The sequence below is a fragment of the Mycolicibacterium sp. P4_G11 genome, from assembly GCF_056555145.1.
In genome coordinates this window covers 583,737-599,043 of sequence record NZ_JBFUJW010000005.1, presented here as the reverse complement: position 1 = coordinate 599,043, position 15,307 = coordinate 583,737, and the positions used below count along the sequence as shown (strand labels likewise).

At 66.7% G+C, this 15,307-nt stretch carries 15 protein-coding genes; 6 read left to right on the top strand and 9 right to left on the bottom strand.

The features are described from left to right. On the bottom strand, positions 1-413 hold a 413-nt coding region (locus AC1U2B_RS14255; protein ID WP_480217288.1), incomplete at its 3' end, for an MmpS family transport accessory protein. A 285-nt stretch (positions 414-698) separates the two neighbouring features. Between AC1U2B_RS14255 and AC1U2B_RS14250 the strand changes: the two genes are divergently transcribed. Next, entirely contained in the window at positions 699-1,298 is a 600-nt protein-coding gene (locus tag AC1U2B_RS14250; RefSeq protein WP_480217287.1) for a TetR/AcrR family transcriptional regulator, read from the top strand. Here AC1U2B_RS14250 and AC1U2B_RS14245 read toward each other — a convergent pair. Then, positions 1,285-1,704, bottom strand: coding sequence for a nitroreductase family deazaflavin-dependent oxidoreductase (locus AC1U2B_RS14245; RefSeq protein WP_043389975.1), 420 nt, complete (start codon positions 1,702-1,704; stop codon positions 1,285-1,287). The genes AC1U2B_RS14250 and AC1U2B_RS14245 overlap by 14 nt on opposite strands. Positions 1,705-1,858: 154 nt before the next feature. Here AC1U2B_RS14245 and AC1U2B_RS14240 point away from each other — a divergent pair, with 154 nt between their 5' ends. Next, entirely contained in the window at positions 1,859-3,274 is a 1,416-nt protein-coding gene (locus tag AC1U2B_RS14240) for a PPE family protein (protein ID WP_480217286.1), read from the top strand. On the opposite strand, the gene AC1U2B_RS14235 is transcribed toward AC1U2B_RS14240, so the two are convergent. Beyond that, on the bottom strand, positions 3,267-4,442 hold the full coding sequence (locus AC1U2B_RS14235) for a hypothetical protein (protein WP_480217285.1): 1,176 nt from the start codon (positions 4,440-4,442) through the stop codon (positions 3,267-3,269). The two genes, AC1U2B_RS14240 and AC1U2B_RS14235, sit on opposite strands and share 8 nt — an antisense overlap. 428 nt (positions 4,443-4,870) lie before the next feature. Between AC1U2B_RS14235 and AC1U2B_RS14230 the strand changes: the two genes are divergently transcribed. Continuing rightward, positions 4,871-5,710, top strand: a complete 840-nt coding sequence (locus AC1U2B_RS14230; RefSeq protein WP_480217284.1) for a hypothetical protein — start codon at positions 4,871-4,873, stop codon at positions 5,708-5,710. Positions 5,711-5,800: 90 nt separating this feature from the next. Here the strand turns inward: AC1U2B_RS14230 and AC1U2B_RS14225 are convergent, their stop codons facing one another. Then, positions 5,801-7,096 (bottom strand): hypothetical protein, encoded by a 1,296-nt coding sequence (locus tag AC1U2B_RS14225; protein WP_480217283.1) that lies wholly within the window; start codon positions 7,094-7,096, stop codon positions 5,801-5,803. 262 nt (positions 7,097-7,358) lie between these two features. Between AC1U2B_RS14225 and AC1U2B_RS14220 the strand changes: the two genes are divergently transcribed. Beyond that, positions 7,359-7,913, top strand: coding sequence for a hypothetical protein (locus tag AC1U2B_RS14220; RefSeq protein ID WP_480217282.1), 555 nt, complete (start codon positions 7,359-7,361; stop codon positions 7,911-7,913). Positions 7,914-7,918: 5 nt separating this feature from the next. Here the strand turns inward: AC1U2B_RS14220 and AC1U2B_RS14215 are convergent, their stop codons facing one another. Next, a complete protein-coding gene (locus AC1U2B_RS14215) occupies positions 7,919-8,326 on the bottom strand; it encodes a MerR family transcriptional regulator (RefSeq protein WP_480217281.1) in 408 nt (135 codons plus the stop codon). 55 nt (positions 8,327-8,381) lie between these two features. On the opposite strand from AC1U2B_RS14215, the gene AC1U2B_RS14210 reads away from it, so the two are divergent. Further along, the gene (locus AC1U2B_RS14210) at positions 8,382-8,840 is read left to right on the top strand and encodes a PPOX class F420-dependent oxidoreductase (RefSeq protein WP_043985881.1); all 459 of its coding nucleotides are present in this window, start codon (positions 8,382-8,384) and stop codon (positions 8,838-8,840) included. Positions 8,841-9,005: 165 nt separating this feature from the next. Here AC1U2B_RS14210 and AC1U2B_RS14205 read toward each other — a convergent pair whose 3' ends face one another. After that, positions 9,006-9,464: an STAS domain-containing protein gene (locus AC1U2B_RS14205; protein WP_043389992.1), complete on the bottom strand. Its 459-nt coding sequence runs from the start codon at positions 9,462-9,464 to the stop codon at positions 9,006-9,008. Positions 9,465-9,629: 165 nt separating this feature from the next. Further along, positions 9,630-10,868, bottom strand: coding sequence for a non-homologous end-joining DNA ligase (ligD, locus tag AC1U2B_RS14200; RefSeq protein WP_480217280.1), 1,239 nt, complete (start codon positions 10,866-10,868; stop codon positions 9,630-9,632). Between the two features lie 78 nt (positions 10,869-10,946). On the opposite strand from ligD, the gene fadD2 reads away from it, so the two are divergent. Then, positions 10,947-12,647: a long-chain-fatty-acid--CoA ligase FadD2 gene (fadD2, locus tag AC1U2B_RS14195; RefSeq protein ID WP_480217279.1), complete on the top strand. Its 1,701-nt coding sequence runs from the start codon at positions 10,947-10,949 to the stop codon at positions 12,645-12,647. On the opposite strand, the gene AC1U2B_RS14190 is transcribed toward fadD2, so the two are convergent. After that, complete coding sequence (locus AC1U2B_RS14190; RefSeq protein WP_480217278.1) at positions 12,644-12,940, bottom strand: hypothetical protein; 297 nt, start codon at positions 12,938-12,940, stop codon at positions 12,644-12,646. The genes fadD2 and AC1U2B_RS14190 overlap by 4 nt on opposite strands. A gap of 126 nt (positions 12,941-13,066) precedes the next feature. Beyond that, complete coding sequence (locus AC1U2B_RS14185; RefSeq protein ID WP_480217277.1) at positions 13,067-15,253, bottom strand: acyl-CoA dehydrogenase family protein; 2,187 nt, start codon at positions 15,251-15,253, stop codon at positions 13,067-13,069. Between the last annotated feature and the right edge of the window lie 54 nt (positions 15,254-15,307).

Here is a 15,307-nt window from a genome sequence, read left to right as displayed (position 1 = left end):
AAGGTCTGGGCGTGCACGCCCGTGGAGGTGCGGGTGTCTTTGAGTTCGTCGTCGACGTGGACGGTGCAGGTGATGGAGTCACCGTCGCCTTGGGCGACGATGTTGGGCGACGCTGCCGGTGCGGTGGTGGACAGGACGAGTTTCCAGGGCAGCGTGGCGTGGTCGACGCGCTGCGGCTTGGCGTCCAGGTCGAGGTAGTTGATGTCGGCGTAGGCGCCGGGTTCGCCGGTGATCTCGTAGGTGACGACCTTAGGCTTGAACGGTTTGGCGTCGTCGGCGAAGTTGCGTGGGGTGACGATGACGGGGTTCTGGCCGAAGTAGCCGCGCACGCGTTGCACGGTGAAACCGGCGACGAGGGCCACGGCGAGGATGAGCAGCGGGATCCACGCCTTCTTGAGCGCAGTGCCGATCATGCAGCGATCTCCTTGGTCATGCTGACCTCCCCGTTCCTCGATTGCTCGACATGCCTTGGCGGATTGCGTGACCTGGGGCGCTGCGCACGGTTTGTGCGGCGCCGCCGGCTGTGTCACATTCAGTCTGCCGATCGGCAGACTCAGAGTATCCACCAAGGTAAACTTAGACAAGTTAAGCGATTGAATTGATGCAGGTCGGTGCGCACATCGGGGCATCCCGTGTGACGCACGTGACGTCGCCGTGATGGCGGTGACCAGGGCTACACGGCGACCACCCGGTCGGCGGTGAACAGGGAGCGGGGATTGGCCAAATCGGTGGGGCCGCGCGGATCAGCGCGTACGCGGGTGATCGAAGCTGCCCTGGCGTTGTTTGCGGACCACGGCGTGAACGGCACATCGCTGCAGATGATCGCCGATCACATGGGGGTCAGCAAGGCCTCCGTGTACTACCAGTTCCACTCCAAGGACGACATCGTGCTCGCCGTTATCCGGCCGGTGTTCGCCGACCTCGATCAGCTGGCCACCGCGATCGAGGCCGAAGAGAGAGGGCCGGCCCGGCAGGAGGCCGCGATCACCGGGTTCGTCGAGCTCGCGGTCCGGCACCGGCGCGTGACGGCAGTCTTCTATCGCGACCCGGCCATCGACACCCTGGTCAACTCCCACGAGGAGTGCAGCGCCATCAATCGGCGGCTACGCAGCGTGCTCGGACTGGACGGCGCAGACACCGAGACCAGGGTGACCATGTCGCTGGTGATCTCGGGCGTCTACGGCAGCGCGATGGACCCCGAATTGCAGGACATTCCCGACGGCGAACTCCATCGCATCTTGTTGCAGTCCGCGCGTCGGTTACTGCCGATCGGGGAGCGGGAAATTATTCGGCGATGAAGACCGGGATCAGACGGTCGGTCTTGGTCTGATACTCGGCGTAGGGCGGGTAGGCCTCAACTGCCCGGTCCCACCACTCCTGGCGTTCGTCGCCCTCGAGCTCGCGGGTGGTCAGCTCCACGACCGTCTCGCCGTCCTGCGCCGTGATCCGCGGGTTGGCCTTGACGTTGTGGTACCACGACGGGTGCTCCGGGGCGCCGCCCTTGGACGCCACCAGGGCGTAACGGCCGTCGTGCTCGACCCGCATCAACGGCACCAGACGCTTCTTGCCGGACTTGGCTCCGGTGGTGGTGAACAGGACCACCGGCCGATCGAGGATGTGCACGCCATCGGTGGTGCCCTGCGCCAGAATCTGTTCGGTCTGCTTGCGGACCCAGTCGGTGGGGCTCAGTTCATGTTCGGTCACGTCAGTTCCCAACGGATTGAGGAAGCCGGGTTATTCCGGTCGAACCCAATTCTTACCGGTCGGCGGATGTCCCGGGGCGATCCTCGGCGGAAATCCCCTTGGGCGCACCGAGGTGGCCAACCTGAGCGGCTGAACTTAGGTTAGCCTAAATTATGTGTCGACGATATGGGAGACGCTGCCGCCGGAGGTGAGTTCGGCGATGCTCGCGACCGGGCCGGGGCCCGGTTCGTTGTTGGCGGCCGGCGCTGCGTGGCGTGGATTGGCTGCCCAATATGCTGATGCGGCAACGCAATTGACGGGCATCCTGGCGGCGGTCCAGGGCGGGGTGTGGGACGGCTCGACTGCCGAGCAGTACGTGGCTGCCCATCAGCCGTTCTGTCACTGGCTGACTTCGATGGGTGCCGTCGCCGAGCTGATCGCCCAGCAGCACGACACCGTCGTCGCCGCCTATACCGTCGCCGTCGCGGGCATGCCGACGCTGGCCGAACTCGCTGCCAACCATGCCGTCCACACCAGCTTGCTCGCGACGAACTTCCTTGGCCTCAATACCATTCCGATCGCGCTGAACGAAGCCGACTACGGCCGGATGTGGTTGCAGGCGGCTGCCACCATGCGGGTGTACGAGGGCGTGTCCGCGGTGAGTGTGCAGTCGTCGCCGACCGCAGCGCCGGCTCCGGCCATCCTGTCCGCTGATTCTGGCGCTTCGGCCCGCGCCGCGTCGGCGACGTCGGGTTCCGGTCAATTCACGTTCCGTGATCCCGCGGGCATTGTGGTCGAGCAGGTGCGAAAACTCGTCAATGCGCTGGCCGAGTGGGCCCGTGAGCTGCCGGAACCGTTGCGCAGCATCGCGACTCAAGCGTTGGACGGCGCGGCGGCCGCGGTGAACGCCAAACTCTTCAGCATCCTCACCTACTCCGTGCTGGATCCGCTCATCTATTTCGGCCCGTTCGCCGCGGTGCCCGCGCCGGCAGCCGCTGCTGCCGCGGCCGCGGCAGCGAGCGGTGTTCCGCCGGCCGAGCCGGCCACGGACGTAATCCCGGGTCCGGTTGCCGAATCACCTGCATTGGGCCACAACGACATTCAGGATCGCAGTGATTGGCCGGCGGCCGGAACGACGCCGGCGGGCATGACGTCATCGGCCGCGCCGCAAACCGGTTCGGCGCCGGCTCCGTCATCGCCGGCCGCGCCGATGGCTCCTGTGCCCGACGTGCCGTACCTGTACGCCGTGGGTGTCGGCCCGGACGGGGAGGGTTCCGCGCCGACGGTGCGTGGTTCGGCCACCCAGGTGGCATCCGCCCCGGCTCAGGAACCGGTGGCGGCGAGCGTGGCCGTGGCCGAGCGCCGTGCGGCCCGCCGGCGCCGGAAAGCGCGGCAATACCGGCACGAAACAATGGCGGCCGATGGTCGGATGACTCTGCCTGGCACGCCGGCAGAGCCCGACGTCATCGGAACCAATCACGATGCGGGACTAGATGTCTCGGCGCGCGGTTTGGTTGGCCCGCGGGCGACGGTGTTACGCGATGTGGTGCGTACGCCGATGCTGCCGTCGACCTGGGCTGGGCCTAGTTGACGAACCGCTGGGCGCGACTGGGTGCCGATGAGGTGGCGCGGGCCTGCCGGTATCCGACCAAGCCGCCGGCGGCGGTGAGGGTGATGATGCCGGCGAACCCGGGGACGGCGACCGCCGCGACCTCGCTGAGTCCCGCGGCCCGCAGGTAGTCCGGATAGCCCGGCCGGAAGTCCGTCGATGCGACGAGGTGGCTCTCGGCGGCGAAGACGTTGCGGGGCTGGATCGGCGGGACTGGCTTGACGGGTGTGCCCGGAGCACCGGGCGAGACGTCGCGCGGTACCGAATCAGTGCTTGCGGCAAAGGTTTTCGGAATCTGGGGCGCGTTCTGCTGGAGAGTCCGGTTGTCCAGCGGCGACTGGATGAGGGGCATGCCCGGCTCATACTGCAGGAACGGCAGGTCGGACGCGGCTGCCGCCAGGTCTCGGACGGTGCTCTCGATGGGGTTGATCAGGGCATCGGCGAAGGCCGGCAGTGCGGCGAGACCTGGAATCGGCACGGCTTCGACGACTGTCGGGAGGGTGGTCTTGACCAGGTCGAGCGCCGTCAACGGAACCTGGGCGGCCATCAGTGGGAGTTGCGCCAGCGGGGGCTTGGGTGCGGCCGCGGCGGTGGTGTCCTCGGTGGTCTTGGCCGGCTCCGGCGCCAGGGCGGCAGACGGTTGCGGCGCCGCGATGTTCGTCGGCGCGGGGGCCGACGCGGCGAACGTCGATGTGGCGCCAGGCGTCAGCTGCGGGGCGTTCTGGTTGGGCTTGACGCCGGGGATGATGCCGGTGAGTGGTGCGCCGCCGATGATGCTGGCCGGGTGCTGGATGATGCGGGTGAACTGACCGACCATGCCGCCCAAGGTGTTCGGCAGACTCGACGACGAGCTGCTGCCCGTGGTGGAGCCCGTGGTGGTCGAGGATCCGCTGGTCGTCGACGTCGTGCCGGTGCCGGTCGTCGTCGACGTGTCCGAGCTGCCGGTGGTGCCGCCAGTGGACGTGCCCGTAGTGGTGCCGGTGGTGCCAGTGGTTGAGCTGGTGCCCGTCGTCCCCGTCGTTGAGCTACTACTGCTGGTGTCGGAGTCAGAGGACGGAAGCGCGAATGCGACGGCGGCTTCGGGAAGGAATGCCAGGCAGCCTGCGGCGAGGAGGCTGGAGGCGGCGGCGAGCCGCGCGTGGGGCATCACGCGGAGATCACCTCCCCTTTTCTGACCAGAGTGCAGTATGTCACACCCGTCTGACCATTACCTATGAACAAAGTAAGGCCCTACTCCGGCGTCAATTGATGTGGGGTGTGTTCGGCGCTCGGTGGTGGGTCAACCGGGTTCTGGTGGAACGCCCGAAAGCCTGCATCTGGCCGAGTATTGACGCCTCTTCCAAATTGTGCCGGAAGGTGCTAATGAGGCAAATGTGACTACTGGTGTTATTGAGTTGAAGCCCCCATAAGAAAAGGGGACAGAATTTCAGTCCGGTCTCAGAGATCAACGTAGCGAAACGCATAGGGTTCGAACGGTTATCGGTCCGTGTTGTATTTGTGACATTTGTAGCCCACCGTTACCGAAGTGAAATCAGTGCCCAATGTGGCGCCGAGCACTCAGGAACAGGGAGCGTGCTGATGACCGCAACGACTGAAGTGACGTACCGCAGGCGATCGGTGGCTGCCCGCCCGGGCCGGCCGAAGACCGGAAGGACACAGGTCGGCTCCGTGGATGTCATCGCGACATCTGCCGCGGTGCTGCGGCCTGTCGTGGTGGCCGGGGCGATCGTCGCCGCGGCTCTCATGTGGGGGCCGCGCGCCCAGGCCGACGTCGTCCATGACGCGCTCAATGATGTCGGCATCGGCAACAACGGGCCCGTCAGCAATGCGATCGCCGAAGTGGGTACCTCGATCTGCCCGCTGCTCGTGCAGCCCGGCAGCCAGATGGCCAGCACGGCAACTCAGATGAGTGGCAACGGCGGCATCGCGCCGCCGCTGGCCGGGTTCGCCACGCAGGTCGCGATCCAGACTCAGTGCCCCGCCTTCATGACGGCGCTGGCCAACGGGAACATCCCGGCGTTGATGAACGGCGGCCTGCCGGTGGCACCGCCGGGGCTGCCCTCTGTCGGGCTGCCAGACCTGTCGGGCGCCACCGGGGCGCTTCCGGGCACCCTGGGCGCGGTTCCGGGCACGCTGGGCGCGGCTACGACTCCCGTATCGAGCGTCTTGGGCGCGGCCACGGCTCCGGTGCCGGGAACGTTGGGTGCGGTGACGGCGCCGCTGCCGGGAACGTTGGGGGCCGCGACGGCACCGGTTCCTGGTGTGCTCGGTACGGCGACCGCGCCACTGGCTCCCGCGCCTGGTCTGGCCACCCTGCCGGCGGTCACGGCGCCCGCGCCGGGCCTGCTGGCACCTGCGGCGCAGGCGCCGTTGCAGCTGGCTTCGTCTCCGGTCGTGCCGGCGATTCCTGGTTACTGACGTCTGACCCCGTCCACCGAACGTGGGCGGGAATGCATTGAGGGCTGTGGCTTTTCGAAGCCACAGCCCTCAATGTTGTTGTGCTACGTGCTAGCTGTCGTGGCTGCTGCTGCTGCTGCTGCTCGAGCTGTGCGACGAGCTGCCGCCGTCGGGCGCACGGTGCTTGCCGCCGGTCGAACCCGCGGGCACGGAGACCGAACCGCTGGCACCGTCGGGAGCGCTGTGCTTGCCGCCCTTCGAGGTGGACTTGTCGGTCTTCTTGGACTTGCTCGAGTCCGCCTTCGTGGACTTGTCGGCGGTCGACTTGTCGGTGCCCGACTTGCTGTCCGACTTCGTGTCGGACTTCGTGTCGGACTTGGTGTCCGGCTTGTCGGCGCCCTTGGTCTCGGTGTCCTTGGCGTCGGTGCCCTTGGTGTCGGTGCCCTTGGTGTCCGACTTCTCGTCGGTCTTGCCGGCGGGCTTGGTCGTGTCCTTGGCCTCGGTCGGGCTGTCAGTGGTGGCGCCGGAGCCGGTGCTCTCCGTCGTCTTCCCGGTGTCGGTGGCGGCGGGCGTCTTGTCCGGCGTGCTGGACACGGGCGACGTCTTGGCCGAAACACTCGGCGTATCCGCCTCTGCCGCTGCGGGTTTGACCGTCAGAGACAACGGCTGGGTCGTGGGCACAACCGTGGCCGCGGACAGAGTCTTCAACGAGGTGGTGGCGGCCAACGGCGTTGCGGCCAGGGGGAATCCGGACAGGATGGCGCCCGGCAGGGCGTTCAGTCCGGCGATGAGCGCGCCCGGCAGGGCGCTGATCCCCTTGATGATGGTGGCGGGCAAGGTGCTCAGGTTCTGCAACGCGGCGATCGCGGTGTTGATCGCCGTGGTGATGAGCACCGGGATCTTTGCCGTCGTGCCGTTGAAGAACGACGCGTTGATGGCGTTGATGCCCTTGATGATGGCGTTCGGCGCCGCGATCAGGGTGTTGACGATGGGGAGCAGCGTCGCGGCGTGGATCGCCTTGTTGATCGCGTTGAGGTTGTTGATGATCGCGTTCGGGCCCTGGATCAGCTGGGCGACGAACGGGCCGACCGTCTGGGCGTAGATCGCGGCGTTGAGCGTGTTGAAGGCCTTGATGAACTCGTTGGGGCCGGCGATGAGGTTGTTCACGAACGTCTGGTACGTCGTGAACGGCAGCGAGATCAGCTGCAGCAGGTCTGCCGGGAAGGCAGTCAGGTAGTACTTCTCCGCGTAGGTGGAGACGGTCGTCACGGCAGAGTGTGCCGCCGCGGGCACGGCCTGCGGTGCGGGCAGCGGCGCCACGGCTCCGACCGAGGCGACGATGCACACCGAGCACATTCCGGCAACGAGAGACGAAGGCAGTGCGTTGTGCCGAACAGCGATTTGCATGATGGACCCCGGATTCAGTGAAACAGAACGGAATTAGGCGGTCTGAAGGTAGCGGATACCAGCACTCGCCTCTAGCTGAGAAAATTCACTCGTCGGCCGTCTGACCTGCCGATACGTGCACAATTTGCCTGCCCGGGTAAATAAATCAAGCTGAAGTTTTCCAAGAATTCATCCAGGCCCGGAGATTACGACGGGCAATCGGTTTGCCGGGACGCGGTGTGGGCGCTCGCCGAACGGGTCGCGGTGTGATGTGGTGGTGACGATGTCCGACTTCACATTCCGTGCCGCGGGGCTCCTGGCTGCAACCCTGACGGGTGCGACGCTGGTGCTGGCCGGGAGTCCGGCGGCGTCGGCCGATCCCGCCACGGACGCGCAGGGGTTCGTCGACTCGACAGCCCGCTGCCCGACCGGCGATACCGCGGTGGCTTTCGGGAGCACCGCCTCGTCGCGGGTGGCCATCTGCAAGAGCGCCGGCGGTCAGTATCAGTACCGCGGCGTGCGCATCAGTGACGGTGCGAAGCTGATCGTCTCCGCCACCGCTGATGGCAACGGCGGCTACACCGCGACGAGTGACGGCATCACCTACGTCGTGAGCGCCAAATCGCTTGATATCAGCGCGGGTTCACAATCGATCAGGTCCGAGCCCATGACCTTTTACCGCAGCGGCGGGCCGCTGACCGGCACTGCCGCCGCGGCGCCCGCGCCGGCGGGCACGCCACCCGCACCGGTCACCGGAGCTCCCGCGCCCGTGCCGACCACTCCACTTCCGCCGCCATTGCCCGCGGAAGTCGGTGGAGCCCGCTCGAGCGGGCACTGACGGAATCAGCCGGCGGCAGTCTGGGAGTCCCAGGGCTTGGCGGGGTGAATGCCGCAACTGCAGGCGTCGATCGACGGGCAGGTGCACTGGAGACCCCACTCGACGATCGCCCGGGCGAGATGTAATTCGGCGATCTTGGTGTCGATCTCGGCGAGCTTGGCCGTGGCCAGTGCGCGCGTCGAGGGCCGGCCGGGGGCGTCGTCGGCGAACAGCAAGAGGATCTCGTCCAGGGAGAACCCGGCGGTCTTGCACACCCGGATGACGTTGAGCCGATCGACGACGGCGCCGTCGTAGCGGCGCTGGCCGCCGACCCGCGCCGGTGCGGGGATCAGACCGATCTGTTCGTAGTACCGCAGCGTCGTCGCGGCGACGTCGGTGCGCGCCGACACTTCGCCGATGGTGAACGTGGCCATGACACTCCTGGATCGGGCTTGACTTGGAGCCAACTCTAAGTCGTTGACTGTGTGCATGGCTACCAACGCACAGCGATCAGACATCAGCGAGTTGAGCAGGACCCGGTACGCACTGCTCCGGAGCTACCGGAAAAGTGGCGAGCCGGTCGATACCCCGATGTGGTTCGCCGCTGCGGGCAACTCCGTCATGTTCCGGACCAAGCGCGGACCGAAAACCGCACGCCTGCGGGCGCATCCGCAGGTGGAGCTGACCGCCTGTGACTATCGCGGCCGAAAACTCAGCGGCGCAACCGTATTCACCGGCACGGCGACGATCCTCGACGGTGTGGATGCGGCTGCCGCGAATCGCGTGCTGCACCGACGCTATGGGTGGCAGTGGAATCTGGTGCCGCTCATCAGAATTCCGGGCGTGACGCAGGTGCACGCCGGTCTTCCGTGGCGCGAGAAGTGGCGCAAGGCACGGAACCGGAATGTCTGGGACGACAGCGTGATCGTGCGCGTCGACTTCGCATAGGCGACGCGCACGCAAAAACACGGTGCCGACACCAGGATTGGTGTCGGCACCGTGTTGGAGGTCGAAGGTGTCAGAAAGCCGGCGTCGCGAGATGCGTCTTACGACGGTGGTGGTGGAGCAGGGCACTCAGCCAGCGGAGATCGATCAACATGTTCAGTTCCTGTCTTACGCGGACTTCTTGGTGAGGAACGGCAGCAACCGACGGCGCTCGTACATGCTGTCCGAGAAATGGTGCAGCGCTTCGGAGACGGAGGTTGCGGTCGGGAAGGCGGACTCTGCGCCGCAGGCCAGCAGTGCGGTCGAAACCGGCTGGGATGCGATCAGGGACCACTCATTACCTGCTGCGATGCAGCTGTCGTTGACCTTGTCGAGCAGTTCGACACAGGACACTGCGAACGAGGTGACCCCGCTCAGGTCCAGGATGAACGGCTTCTCGGGAAGGACGCAGCGCCGTGCCTGCGCTGCTACCAGGTCCACATCGGATTCGTCGATGACTCCGGTGACGGTGAGTACCGTCGCCAGTTGGCGGCACTGGGCGCGCACCTCGGCGTCGCCGCAGGCGACCGCCGGATTGCCATAGCGGAAAGCGGCTGTCGATGCCGAGTCGCTGGTGACCATAGCCATGTGATGCCTCCCTTCGATGTTGCCGAACGCCCGACTGCTGTGTCGTTTCTTCGGCTCAAGATCGAAGTTATGTGCCCAAGTTAAGGTACCGGGGAGTAAGTCCTAAATCATCGCTAAGAAGTCTGATGGCTCCAGCTAGCAAACATGGTCTCGGCGGGGTAACGCTCACGGACGGCGCCACTGGTTGCCCTGATAGCCCACCCACGGCGAATAGTCGGCGATGAGCGGCTCCTGCGGCGGCCGCAACTGCTCCGGCACATGCTGCAGGTTGATCCGGATGCGGTACCAGATCGAGCTGGGTCCACGCATGCCGTCGACCAGAACATCGATGGCTTCCAGGGCAGATGCCGCTTCGGGATGACGGGACCGCCACACCTCGAGGGCGGCCATCGCCTCGTCACGGGTCTTGGTGCGGGCAACCTCGATGAGCGGCATCTGCGACGCGCGCCGCCCGTCGGCCGTCGCGCCGCCCTCTGGTTTCTCCGCCTTGGGCATCGGACCCAGTTCGTCGGCCAGCGCCAGCAATCCCTCCAGACCGCCTGCAGCGGCGTCCATCCCGGCCCACGGGTCGCCGAATTGCGCGTACCGGCCGGGCACCGTCGCCACGGTGAATTCCTCGGGACGGCAGCCCGGGACCTCGTCCCAGAACAGCGGTGTCGAGACCCGGGCATCGGGCCGCGACCGCACCGAGTACGCCGACGCGACCGTGCGGTCCTTGGCGTTCTGGTTGAAGTCGACGAACACGCCCTGGCGTTCCTCTTTCCACCATCGGCTGGTCGCCAGGTCGGGTGCGCGTCGCTCCACCTCGCGGGCCACCGTCTGGGCGGCCAACCGCACCTCCTTGTACGACCAGTTCCGCTGGATCCGGGCATAGATGTGGAAACCCCGCGAGCCGGAGGTCTTGGGCCATGCCGTCAGCCCGTAGTCGGTGAGCACATCGCGCACCACGATGGCGACGTCGACGATCTGCGGCCACTCGACACCCGGCATCGGGTCCAGATCGACGCGCAGTTCGTCCGGGTGCTCCAGGTCGTCGGCCCGGACCGGATGCGGGTTGAAGTCGATGCAACCCAGGCTCACCGCCCAGACCAGCCCGGCGGCCTCGTCGATCACGGCTTCTTTCGCTGAGGTGCCGGAGGCGTATTTGAGCTCGGCCACCTCGATCCAGTCCGGCCGTTTCTCTGGCGCCCGCTTCTGGAAGATCGCTTCCTGGGCAATGCCTTTCACGAACCGCTTCAGGATCATGGGCCGCCGGGCCACGCCGCGCAGCGCGCCGTCGGCGACGGACAGGTAGTAGTTGACCAGGTCGAGCTTGGTCACCCCGGGTTCCGGGAAGATCACCTTGTCCGGGTTGCTCACGGCAACCTCGCGTCCGCCTACCTCGAGGGACCGCGAGTCACCCATGTGGACAAGCGTAATCGGCCCGATAATTGGGGCGGGAGTTCCGGCCGCGTTACCCGGGGTGTCACATATGGTTGGCTCATGGCGAAGCTGACTGACCTCCCGTCGCAGGTGGCAAACAAGGTTCAGGAAACTTTGGAGAAGTCGGTCGGTAAATACGTCGACCGCGGCGCCGCCGAACTCCACTACGCCAGGAAGATGTTCGAGGCGGGCGCCCTCAAGCTCGAGTCGCCGCAGCACATGGCGGCCATGCTGGCCGACATCGTCCGCTGGGGTGAGATCGGCATGGTCCCGGCGCTCAATGCGCGCCGCACTCCGCACCGCACCGCCGTCATCGACGACGACGGCGACATCACCTTCCAGGAGTTCGACGACGCCGTGAACGCGACGGCCAACGCGTTGCGCGCCAAGGGCGTTCAGGCCGGCGAAGGCGTCGCGATCCTGGCCCGCAACCACCGGTGGTTCCTGGTGTCGGTGTACGGCGCGGCGCGTGTCGGTGCGCGAATCATCCTGCTCAACACCGAGTTCTCGGGTCCGCAGATCAAAGAGGTCTCCGAGCGCGAGGGCGCTCAGCTGATCATCTACGACGACGAATACGCCGACGCCGTCGCGCTTTCGGAGCCGCCGTTGGGCAAGCTGCGGGCGCTGGGCCACAACCCGGACAAGCCGGAGCCGTCGGGCAGCGTCGACGAATCACTGGCCGACGTCATCGCTCGCACCAGCAGCCTCGCGCCGCCGAAGGTCGCGAAGTCCGCTTCCATCATCATCTTGACCAGTGGCACGACGGGAACTCCCAAGGGCGCCAATCGAAGTGCCCCGCCATCGCTGGCCCCGGTGGGTGGTGTGCTGTCCTCGGTGCCGTTCAAATCCGGCGAGGTGACCAGTCTGCCCGCGCCGATGTTCCACGCGCTGGGGTACCTGCATTCGACCATTGCCATGCTGCTCGGCAGCACCCTGGTGTTGCGCCGCCGGTTCAAGCCGGCGACCGTGCTCGCCGATATCGAACGCCACCAGGTCACCGCCATGGTGGTGGTGCCGGTGATGTTGTCGCGCATTCTCGACGAACTCGACAAGACGTCGCCGAAGCCGAACCTGTCGAGCCTGCGCATCGTCTTCATCTCGGGTTCGCAGCTCGGGTCCGAGCTGGCGACGCGGGCACTCAAGGATCTGGGCCCGGTGATCTACAACCTGTACGGGTCGACCGAGATCTCGTTCGCCACCATCGCCCGCCCGCAAGACCTGTCGATCAACCCGGCGACGGTCGGCCCGGTGGTCAAGGGCGTCCGCGTGAAGATCTTCGACGACAACGGCAAGGAGCTGCCGCAGGGCAGCGTCGGGCGCATCTTCGTCGGCACCACCTTCCCGTTCGAGGGGTACACCGGCGGCGGTGGCAAGGAGATCATCGACGGCATGCTGTCGTCGGGCGACGTCGGCTACTTCGACGAGCGCGGACTCCTGTACGTCAGTGGCCGGGACGACGAGATGATCGTCTCCGGCGGTGAGAACGTTTTCCCCGCCGAGGTAGAGGATCTGATCAGCGGGCACCCCGAGGTGGTGGAGGCGACCGCGATCGGTGTCGACGACAAGGACTTCGGCGCGCGCCTGCGGGCGTTCGTCGTCACGACCGATGGCGCGACGGTCAGCGAGGACGACATCAAGACCTACGTCCGAGATCACTTGGCGCGCTACAAGGTTCCGCGCGAGGTCGTCTTCCTCGACGAGTTGCCGCGTAACCCGACGGGCAAGATCCTCAAGCGTGCGCTGCGGGAGATGGACCTCTAGTTACCGTTGACGTACCAGGACAGGCAGCCGGGCTTGTCGTGGCACGCGATGATGGCACCCGCGTCGGGAGCCGCGCCGCGCACCTTGGGTATGTTCCGCACGGGCAGGTTGCAGTTCACGACGTACGGGTTCCACGGGACGACGCCGTTCACGCACGGGTCACCGCCCGCCTGCAGCGTTGTGGCCGGGCTGCGTAACGCCGTCGGGAGGACCGTGAATGCGATCGCGATGGCCCCGATGGACACCAGTCGCAGCACGCGCGACGCCGGTGTCCTCAGCTCGTGTGTGGTCATGATCATCACCACCAAATATGCTTCCGTCTACGTCAACGGTACACCGGGGCAGTAGTCCTCAACAGTCGGGAAAACCCCCATCTCCGCTCGAAAATGGGGGTTTTCACGACTCTTCGCGAGAAACGGTTACGGGTCGCGGGGCAGGCCCAGCAGCCGTTCGGCGATGATGTTCAGCTGCACTTCGGAGGTGCCGCCGTAGATGGTCGTCGCGCGGCCGGCCAACAGGTACTCGTCCCACCGGCCCGAGGGCTGTTGCGTATCGCCGATGACCGCGTCGCTGCCGAATGACGCGACCCCGAACTCCGCGTAACCCTGACCGGTCTTCATGGACAGCAGCTTGGAGATCGCGGCGGCCGGCATGGGATCGCCACCGGCGAGGGTCAGCAGCGTCGACCGCATGTTGAGCAGTTTGGCCGCGTGGCCCTCGGCGATCAGCTTGCCGGCCTCGTGACGTTGCAGCTCGTCGAACTCGCCGGCGCGCAGGAACTCCACGAACTGTTCGAGACTGGCCAGGAAGGGCGGTTCACTGCTGCCGATCGACACCCGCTCGTTGGTCAGGGTGTTCCGGCTGACCTCCCAGCCGCGGTTCACCTCGCCGAGCACCATGTCGTCGGGCACGAACACGTCGTCGATGAAGACGGTGTTGAACATCGCGTTGCCGGTGAGTTCGCGCAGCGGCTTGACCTCGACGCCGGGACTCTTCATGTCGAGTAGGAAGTACGTGATGCCCTGATGCTTCGGCGCGCTCGGGTCCGTCCTGGCCAGCAGGGCGCCCCAGGCGGAGAACTGGGCCCCCGTCGTCCAGATCTTCTGGCCGGTGATGCGCCAGCCGCCGTCGACCTTGACGGCCTTGGTGGTCAGGCTGGCCAGGTCACTGCCGGCACCCGGCTCGGAGAACAGCTGACACCAGATCATGTCGCCGCGGAACGTCGGCGGCAGGAAATCCTGCTGCTGCTTGCTGGTGCCGAACGCCACGATCGACGGGATGATCCAGGCCGCGATACCCATCTGGGGGCGCCGCACCTTTCCGGTGCTGAACTCCTGGGCGATGATGATCTGCTCGATCGGCGCGGCGGCCCGGCCCCACGGCGTCGGCAGGTGCGGTTGCACCCAACCGCCTTCGGCGATCGCGGTGTTGCGTTCCGGCCCGCTCGGAAGCGCTTTCAGCGCAGCCACTTCCGCGCGTATCTCGGCGCGCAGCTTCTCGGTGTCCGGATCGAGGTCGATGTCGATGGACCGCATGCCGGAGGTCGTGGCCAGGTCCACCACCTGCCGTGGGTGGTCGGCGGCGCGGCCGAACCCGGCGACCAGTGCGATGGCGTGCCGGTAGTAGACGTTGGTGTCGTGCTCCCAGGTGAAGCCGATGCCGCCGTGCACCTGGATGCAGTCCTGTGCGCAGTGCTGGGCGGCGACGGGCGCCAGGGTGGCGGCCACGGCGGCGGCGAACTGGTAGTCGGAGTCGGCGTCGCCCGATGCGTGCTCATCGAGTGCGCGGGCGGCGTCCCAGACCGCACCGGTGGCACGCTCGGTTTCGGCAATCATGTTGGCGCACTTGTGTTTGATGGCCTGGAACTGACCGATCGGCCGGCCGAACTGTTCACGAATCTTCGCGTACTCGGCGGCGGTGTCGGTGGCCCACCGCGCGACACCGACACATTCGGCCGACAGCAGCGTGGTGATCAGGGCCCGGGCATGCGCCGGTGTCAGTCCGCTGAGCACCCGGTCGGCACCGACCGTGACGCCGGCGGCGCGCACCTGGGCCGCCGGGTGCAGCGGGTCGACGGTCTGGACCGGGTCGATCTGCAGCGTCGCGGTATCGAGTACCACCCACTGAGCGCCGCCGTCGACGGGGACGACCAGCAGTGCGGCTTGCGCCGCGGCGGGGACGGCACGGATGTCGCCGCTGACGACGAGTCCGTCGCCCTGGGTGGTGGCGGTCAGGTCCGAGGCCAAGGCGTAGGCGGCGATGGTCTCGCCGGAGGCCAGGCCGGGTAGCAGGGGCGACTTCGGGTCGTGCGCGGCGATCAGGGCACTGGCAATGGCCGAGGGGACGAACGGTCCGGGGACGGCGCCGTAGCCGAACTCGGCCAGGGTGATCGCGAGCTCGAGGATGCCAAAGCCTTGTCCGCCAACGGCTTCTGACAGGTGTAGGCCCTGCAAGCCCTGGTCTGCGGCCGCGCCCCAGTAGGGCGGCGGGTTACTGATCGGGGTCTCGAGGGCCTCGTGCAGCACCTCGGACGGCGCGACGCGCGCCACCAGGGATCGGACCGAATCGGCCAGATCGTTGTGCTCGGACATGATCGCGATGGGCATCGTTGCCTCCTGTGACCGGCTATGGGCGTGGTTCGGCGCACCCGACCAAATAAC

Coding starts and splice junctions, on each gene's coding strand:
- AC1U2B_RS14230 (WP_480217284.1), top strand. CDS start 4,871: ATGACCGCAACGACTGAAGTGACGTACCGCAGGCGATCGGTGGCTGCC.
- AC1U2B_RS14225 (WP_480217283.1), bottom strand. CDS start 7,096: ATGCAAATCGCTGTTCGGCACAACGCACTGCCTTCGTCTCTCGTTGCC.
- AC1U2B_RS14220 (WP_480217282.1), top strand. CDS start 7,359: ATGTCCGACTTCACATTCCGTGCCGCGGGGCTCCTGGCTGCAACCCTG.
- AC1U2B_RS14215 (WP_480217281.1), bottom strand. CDS start 8,326: ATGGCCACGTTCACCATCGGCGAAGTGTCGGCGCGCACCGACGTCGCC.
- AC1U2B_RS14210 (WP_043985881.1), top strand. CDS start 8,382: ATGGCTACCAACGCACAGCGATCAGACATCAGCGAGTTGAGCAGGACC.
- AC1U2B_RS14205 (WP_043389992.1), bottom strand. CDS start 9,464: ATGGCTATGGTCACCAGCGACTCGGCATCGACAGCCGCTTTCCGCTAT.
- ligD (WP_480217280.1), bottom strand. CDS start 10,868: ATGGGTGACTCGCGGTCCCTCGAGGTAGGCGGACGCGAGGTTGCCGTG.
- fadD2 (WP_480217279.1), top strand. CDS start 10,947: ATGGCGAAGCTGACTGACCTCCCGTCGCAGGTGGCAAACAAGGTTCAG.
- AC1U2B_RS14190 (WP_480217278.1), bottom strand. CDS start 12,940: ATGACCACACACGAGCTGAGGACACCGGCGTCGCGCGTGCTGCGACTG.
- AC1U2B_RS14185 (WP_480217277.1), bottom strand. CDS start 15,253: ATGCCCATCGCGATCATGTCCGAGCACAACGATCTGGCCGATTCGGTC.